Genomic DNA, 5,435 nt, shown 5'->3' with positions numbered 1-5,435 from the left:
GTGTGTTCCGAGCCGTCGCGTACGTCGCCGCGGGGACCCACTACGCCTTCCTCGCCTTCGGCATCCTCGGCGGCTTCCTCGCGTGGCGCTGGCCGCGGCTGATCTGGTGGCAGCTGGCGGCTGCCGCCTGGCTGGTGCTCGTGGTGGTGGCGAGCCTGGTGTGCCCATTGACCTGGATCGAGGACCGCGCCCGGGCCCGTGCCGGGATGCCGCCCAAGTCGGGCGGCTTCCTGCACAACTATGTCGAGGGCGTGTTCTACCCGGCCGGGCACGAGCGAGCTGCGATGATCGTCGCGGCCGCGGTGGTGCTGATCGGTTGGCTGGGATTCATCCGCATCCGTGCGGTGCGCCGCACGGATGGACGAGCGTCTCGCCGTTACGGTGAGGACCATGGCGGGCCGCACTCCTCCGGCGAGCCGGCGCCGCAACGCGTCCACGACGCGCGGCGCCGCGGCGGCACCTGCCCGGAAAGCCCAGGCTCGTAAGACTCCCGCCAAGCGCACGCCCGCCCGCCGCACCACGGTCCGCAGGCAGAGCGCCGCCTCGGTGGTCGGCCGCGGCGTCGGCGCACTGTGGATGGGCCTCGCGCACAGCGTCGGCTGGGTGGCCCGCGGCGTGGGCCGGCAGGCCGCCACCGCCAAGGAGATCGATCCCGAGCATCGCCGCGACGGCGCCGGGCTGCTCATGCTGGGCCTGGCGATCCTGGTCGCCGTGGGGGTCTGGGCGGGCAGCGCCGGGCCGGTGGGCGCCCGGCTGGCCGACGCGGTCCGGCTGTTCTTCGGCGGGCTGTCGGTGCTGCTGCCGCTGCTGCTGCTCTACGGCGCGATCCGGCTGATGCGCAAACCGGCCGACCCCGAGCACCGTGGCCGGTCGGTGGTCGGCTGGACCGCGATCATCGTCGCCACCGCGGCCCTGCTGCACATCGCCCAGCGGCCGGTGGACGACGTCGCGATGGACCGGTCCGGCGGGCTGATCGGGTACGCGGTCGGCGCGATGCTCGAACGGGCGGTCACCGCCTGGGTGGCCGTACCCCTGCTGATCCTGCTCCTGATCTTCGGCCTGCTGGTGATCACCGCCACGCCGATCAACAAGATCCCCCAGCGCCTGATGCTGCTGGTCGACATTCTGATGGGTCGCCGCCCGGCGCCGCCCCCGGTGCTCGGCGACGAGGAGGAGACCCCGGAGGACGACGAGGAGCCGGTCAGGACCAGGCGGCCGGCCCGGCGGCGGCAGGGTTCGCTCGCCGACGTCGGTCTCGGCGAGGACGGGGAGCCCGAGGACGACCAGATCGTCCACGACACCGTCGTGCTCCCCAAGGCCCGCAAGGCGCCGCCCCAGCCGCCCCCGCCGGAGCACTCGGAGCCGTTGCCGACCCGCGCCGAGCAGCTCGACATCTCGTCGCTGCCGGGCGACTACCGCCTGCCGCCGCCCAACCTGCTCGGCAAGGGCAGCACGCCGAAGACCCGCAGCAAGGCCAACGACGAGGTGATGAACGCGCTGACCGGCGTGTTCGACCAGTTCAACATCGACGCGCAGGTGGTCGGCTTCACCCGCGGCCCGACGGTCACCCGATACGAGGTCGAGGTCGGGCCGGGCGTCAAGGTCGAGCGGATCACCCAGCTCTCCCGCAACATCGCGTACGCGGTGAAGTCGCCGGACGTCCGCATCCTCTCGCCGATCCCGGGCAAGAGCGCGGTCGGCGTCGAGATCCCGAACACCGACCCCGAGAACGTCTCGCTCGGCGACGTGCTGCGCTCGCGGGCCGCCACCGCCGACCACCACCCGATGGTGGCCGCGCTCGGCAAGGACATCGAGGGCGGCTTCGTGGTGGCCAACCTCGCCAAGATGCCGCACATCCTGATCGCGGGCGCGACCGGCGCGGGCAAGTCGAGCTGCCTCAACTCGCTGCTGGTGTCGATCCTGAGCCGGGCCACCCCCGACGAGGTGCGGCTGCTGCTGGTCGACCCCAAGCGGGTGGAGATGACCGCGTACGAAGGCATCCCGCACCTGGTGACGCCGATCGTGACCAACCCCAAGAAGGCGGCGGACGCCCTCGAGTGGGTGGTTCGCGAGATGGACATGCGGTATGACGACCTCGCCGCCAACGGGGTCCGGCACATCGACGACTTCAACCGCAAGGTGCGCAGCGGCGAGATCACCGCGCCGCCCGGCAGCGAGCGCGTGATGAAGCCGTACCCATATCTCCTGGTCATCGTCGACGAGCTGGCCGACCTCATGATGGTCGCCCCGCGCGACGTCGAGGACTCGGTCGTCCGCATCACCCAGCTCGCCCGCGCCGCCGGCATCCACCTGGTGCTGGCCACCCAGCGGCCGTCGGTGGATGTGGTGACCGGCCTGATCAAGGCCAACGTGCCGTCCCGGCTGGCCTTCGCGACCAGCTCGCTGGCCGACTCGCGGGTCATCCTCGACCAGCCCGGCGCCGAGAAGCTGCTGGGCCGCGGCGACGGCCTGTTCCTGCCGATGGGCGCCAGCAAGCCGGTTCGCATCCAGGGTGCGTGGGTGGACGAGAAGGAGATCCACGCGGTCGTCAAGTTCTGCAAGGACCAGCGCGAGCCGGAGTTCCGCCCGGACGTCACCGAGGCGCCGGCGAGCAAGAAGAAGGACATCGACGAGGACATCGGCGAGGACCTGGAGGTGCTCATCCAGGCGATCGAGCTGGTCGTGTCGTCGCAGTTCGGATCGACCTCGATGCTGCAGCGCAAGCTCCGGGTCGGGTTCGCCAAGGCGGGCCGCCTGATGGACCTGATGGAGACCCGCGGCATCGTCGGGCCGTCGGAGGGCTCGAAGGCCCGAGAGGTGCTGGTCAAGCCGGATGAGCTGGAAGAGACCCTGGCGCAGCTCAGGGTCGGCGACTAGACCGGTAGCCTTTCAGGAGTGTCCGCCAACCCCGCTCCCCGCCGTGTCGCCCTCCTGACCCTCGGCTGCGCCCGCAACGAGGTCGATTCCGAGGAGCTGGCCGCGCGCCTGGACGAGGGCGGCTGGCAGGTCAGCACGGACGCCGACGGTGCCGACGTGGTGGTGGTGAACACCTGCGGCTTCGTGGAGAAGGCGAAACAGGACTCCATCGAGACCCTGCTGGCCGCCGCCGACACCGGGGCGAAGGTGGTCGCGGCCGGGTGCATGGCCGAGCGGTACGGCCGGGAGCTGGCCGCTTCGCTCCCGGAGGCGCAGGCGGTCCTGGGCTTCGACGACTACACCGACATCGCGGCCCGGCTGGACAAGGTGGTGGCCGGCGAGCAGTTCGAGTCGCACGTGCCGCGCGACCGGCGCGAGTTGCTGCCGCTGACGCCGGTGCAGAGGCAGGCTTCCACAGTCGTCATCCCGGGTCACGCCACGGTCGATGAGCACACCCCGGCCCACCTGCGGCGCGTCCTCCGGCGGCGACTCGACGAGAGCCCGGTGGCCTCGCTCAAGCTGGCCAGCGGCTGCGACCGGCGCTGCGCCTTCTGCGCCATCCCGGCGTTCCGCGGCGCGTTCGTCTCCCGCGACCCGCAGGAGCTGCTGGCCGAGGCCGAGTGGCTGGCCCACCGGGGCGTACGCGAGCTGGTGCTGGTGAGTGAGAACAGCACGTCGTACGGCAAGGACCTCGGCGACCCTCGCGCGCTGGAGAAGCTGCTGCCGCAGCTCGCGGCGGTGGACGGCATCGTCCGCGTGCGGGCGAGCTACCTGCAGCCCGCCGAGACCCGGCCCGGCCTGATCGAGGCGATCGCCTCCACCCCGGGCGTGGCCGCCTACTTCGACCTGTCGTTCCAGCACTCCAGCGAGCCGGTGCTGCGCCGGATGCGCCGGTTCGGCTCGACCGAGAAGTTCCTCGACCTGCTCGCCATGGCCCGCGACCTGTCGCCGGAGGCGGGCGCGCGGAGTAACTTCATCGTCGGCTTCCCGGGCGAGACCAGCGCCGACGTGGACGAGCTCGAGCGCTTCCTGAGCGAGGCCCGGCTCGACGCCATCGGCATCTTCGACTACAGCGACGAGGACGGCACGGAGGCCGCCGGCATGTCCGGCAAGGTGCACCCGGACACCGTCCAGCGCAGGTACGACCGGATCAGCGCACTCGCCGACGAGCTGTGCACGCAGCGGGCCGAGGAGCGGGTCGGCTCGATCGTCGAGGTGCTGGTGGACACGGTCGCCGACGGCGAGATCGAGGGGCGCGCGGAGCACCAGGCGCCGGAGGTCGACGGCTCGGTCTCCCTCGTCGGCGATCTCGACGTGAAGCCGGGCGACCTCGTCCGGGCGCTGGTCACCGCCACCGAGGGCGTCGACCTGATCGCGACGCCGGTGGATCGTGGCTGAGGAGCCGGCCCCGGCCGTCGTACCCCTCCTCAACCCAGCGAACCTGCTGACCGCTGCCCGGATCGTCCTGGTACCGGTCTTTCTGGCCACGGTCGTCGCATCCCACATGACGTCGTCGGGCTGGCGGATCATCGCCTGCCTGACGTTCTGCCTCGCCTCCGCCACCGACTTCGTCGACGGGTGGATCGCCCGGCGGTTCCACATGGTGACCTCGTTCGGGAAGGTGGCCGACCCGATCGCGGACAAGGCGCTGACCGGGGCGGCGCTGGTGGTGCTGTCCGCGTACGGGCAGCTGTCCTGGTGGGTGACGGTGTTGATCCTGGTGCGCGAGTGGGGTGTGACGGCGCTGCGGTTCTGGGTCATCCGGTACGGGATCATCCCGGCCAGCCGCGGCGGGAAGGTGAAGACCGCGCTGCAGATCGCCGCCATCGCCTGGTACCTGTGGCCGGTCCCGGCGCCGGCCGACGCGGTCGGGCCGTGGATCATGGGCGCCGCCCTGGCCGTGACCTTGATTACCGGCGTGGATTACGTCTTGCAGGCATTCCGGCTTCGCCGCGGGGAATAGGCTTTTCCCGTGACGCAAGAGGCGGGGGTGAGCGCCGCCGCGGCCGTGCATCGGCTCGTCGAGCGGCGCCAGACGCTGGCCACCGCCGAGTCGCTGACCGGTGGCGAGGTCGCCAGCACGATCGTCGAGATCCCTGGGGTGAGCGCGGTCTACCGCGGAGGCCTGGTGGTCTACGCGACAGACTTGAAGCATGCGCTGGCGGGCGTGCCCGAGGAGCTGCTCGCCGAGCGCGGGGCGGTGGACCGCGACGTGGCCCTGGCCCTGGCGAGCGGCGCTCGAGAGCGGTGCGGCGCCGACTGGGGGCTGGCCACGACGGGCGTTGCGGGGCCCGATCCGCAGGACGGCAAGCCGCCCGGGCTGGTCTTCGTCGCCGTCGCCGGGCCCGGCGGCGCGGTCGCCGAGCGGCTCGAGATCGAGGGCAACCGGGCCGCGGTGCGTTCCGGAAGCGTGACGGCGGTGTTAAACCTCCTCGTCGCCCAGCTCGACCGGGCCGGGACACCGGCCTAGCCCCGGAGGGGCTCGGATTCTCCGCCCTTGCCGAAGGCTCAGCGGCCGG

At 71.9% G+C, this 5,435-nt stretch carries 5 protein-coding genes; all 5 read left to right on the top strand.

The features are described from left to right. Positions 1–485 (top strand): DUF2784 domain-containing protein (locus AB0M20_RS25280; RefSeq protein ID WP_364302167.1); only part of this gene is annotated, 485 nt, incomplete at its 5' end. Further along, positions 391–2,877 carry a DNA translocase FtsK 4TM domain-containing protein gene (locus AB0M20_RS25275; RefSeq protein ID WP_364302165.1) on the top strand — a complete coding sequence of 829 codons (2,487 nt, stop codon included), beginning with the start codon at positions 391–393 and terminating at the stop codon, positions 2,875–2,877. The genes AB0M20_RS25280 and AB0M20_RS25275, both read left to right, overlap by 95 nt. Before the next feature lie 18 nt (positions 2,878–2,895). Then, on the top strand, positions 2,896–4,314 hold the full coding sequence (rimO, locus tag AB0M20_RS25270) for a 30S ribosomal protein S12 methylthiotransferase RimO (protein WP_364302163.1): 1,419 nt from the start codon (positions 2,896–2,898) through the stop codon (positions 4,312–4,314). After that, entirely contained in the window at positions 4,307–4,879 is a 573-nt protein-coding gene (gene pgsA, locus AB0M20_RS25265) for a CDP-diacylglycerol--glycerol-3-phosphate 3-phosphatidyltransferase (RefSeq protein WP_364302161.1), read from the top strand. Before rimO ends, pgsA begins: the two co-directional genes overlap by 8 nt. 9 nt (positions 4,880–4,888) lie before the next feature. Further along, on the top strand, positions 4,889–5,386 hold the full coding sequence (locus tag AB0M20_RS25260; protein WP_364302159.1) for a CinA family protein: 498 nt from the start codon (positions 4,889–4,891) through the stop codon (positions 5,384–5,386). Positions 5,387–5,435: the final 49 nt, after the last annotated feature.

Origin of the sequence: Actinoplanes sp. NPDC051633 (genome assembly GCF_040681735.1) — a bacterium.
GTDB lineage: Bacteria > Actinomycetota > Actinomycetes > Mycobacteriales > Micromonosporaceae > Actinoplanes.
The sequence above is the reverse complement of the archived record's forward strand: the minus strand, read 5'-3'. Positions and strand labels throughout refer to the sequence as shown.